Source organism: Shewanella sp. SG41-4, from assembly GCF_014164505.1.
Classification (GTDB): domain Bacteria; phylum Pseudomonadota; class Gammaproteobacteria; order Enterobacterales; family Shewanellaceae; genus Shewanella.
Window position 1 is genome coordinate 1 of the sequence record NZ_JACJFI010000576.1, and the last position, 1,513, is coordinate 1,513.

Annotated in this window: 2 protein-coding genes; one reads left to right on the top strand and one right to left on the bottom strand. The window is 35.4% G+C overall.

The features are described from left to right. Positions 1-650, bottom strand: a 650-nt coding sequence (locus H5202_RS22365) for an amino acid ABC transporter (RefSeq protein WP_182773962.1), incomplete at its 3' end; no start/stop codon positions are given. Between the two features lie 400 nt (positions 651-1,050). Here H5202_RS22365 and H5202_RS22370 point away from each other — a divergent pair. Beyond that, positions 1,051-1,513, top strand: a 463-nt coding sequence (locus H5202_RS22370) for a 3-deoxy-7-phosphoheptulonate synthase (protein ID WP_182773963.1), incomplete at its 3' end; no start/stop codon positions are given.

The window sequence follows — 1,513 nt, forward strand, 5'->3', positions numbered from 1 at the left end:
AAAATCCGTCTTTCTAAAACAATGACTTCCGCATGTTCATTAAATAACATCACCACTTGGCTTTTTTGATTGGTTATTTCGCTGTAGTGAGGGTTGGCATTAGCGATGTCTTTAAACTCATCCCCTAAGTATTGTTTTGAGTTTTGAAAACCTAAAATAGACAATGCCTTAAGATCGTTAATTTGTTCAATCTGAAGGTTATTTCTTGATAAATAAAAAACGCTATTTTGATATTCAATCAAGCTTTGCGTGTAAAACAGTCCTTCAACATTATCAGGTGTATTGATCATGCAGTCAATTTTATTGGTTTTGACTAGGCGTTGTGCACGCAAATTAGGCGCATGAACAATTTCTTTTATGTTTATATTTTCACTGTCCAGAGCAGCTTTCAAAAGGTCATACTGCACGCCAGTATTTTCATCAGTAAAGAAATAAGGTGCAATACTGTTACTGGTAGAAAAACTAATGCTATCGATGACTGGAATCAATTTTTCATGGTAAGTTTGTGAGTGAAATTCGACTAATTCGTGTACATCATCGATTGGATCAACGGACGTGGCAATGGCGGGATAGCAAAGAATTAATAATAAGCTTAATAAAAAAATTGACCAATATTTCAATGTTTTATCCTCCTCTGGATAGCTTGCCAAGTATTAAGTCGCTCATCTTCCTTGTGTTGAATTAATGATGTTAATCACTAAAGTAAAGCATATTAATATCATTAGAGTGTCTTTTTGATAAGACAGTTTGTTTTAGTGTTAAACAATCAATGTATAAGTGTATTCCATACTCGTTTTACGCAGCCGTTAACTGAGCTCATTTGCTATTGCTTCTTGTTACGTATTTCCAATCGCTTACTTAAGCTTCTACTATCTTCTACTATCGGCACTGATGAATAATACTTGATTGATTTGTCGATAGATACTGGTTAAATTGATGATTCATGTTCATTTTTTCAATGGTTTTGTATCATTTTTAATGAATCGTATCAGCTGATTTATGTTTAATTGAATCAGACATATAAGATGTTTTGCCGGAGTTGTAACCACTATGCATTATCAAAATGACGATATTCGTATCGATGAAATAAAAGAATTGCTTCCACCCATTGCGATTCTAGAACGATTTCCGGCTACCGAACATGCATCAACAACTGTTTTCAATGCGCGTAATAGTATTCATCAAATTTTAGCCCGTAAAGATGATCGCTTATTGGTGGTTATTGGCCCGTGTTCAATTCACGATCCTGTAGCCGCCTTAGAGTATGGCCAGCGCTTAGTTAAATTGCGTGAACAGTATAAAGATCAGCTTGAAATTGTCATGCGAGTGTACTTTGAAAAACCGAGAACGACAGTCGGCTGGAAAGGGTTAATTAATGATCCATATATGGATAACAGTTTTCAATTAAATGATGGTTTACGGACCGCTCGTAAACTATTAGTCGATTTAAATGACTCTGGTATGCCAACGGCGGGTGAGTTTTTAGATATGATCACACCTCAATATGTAGCCG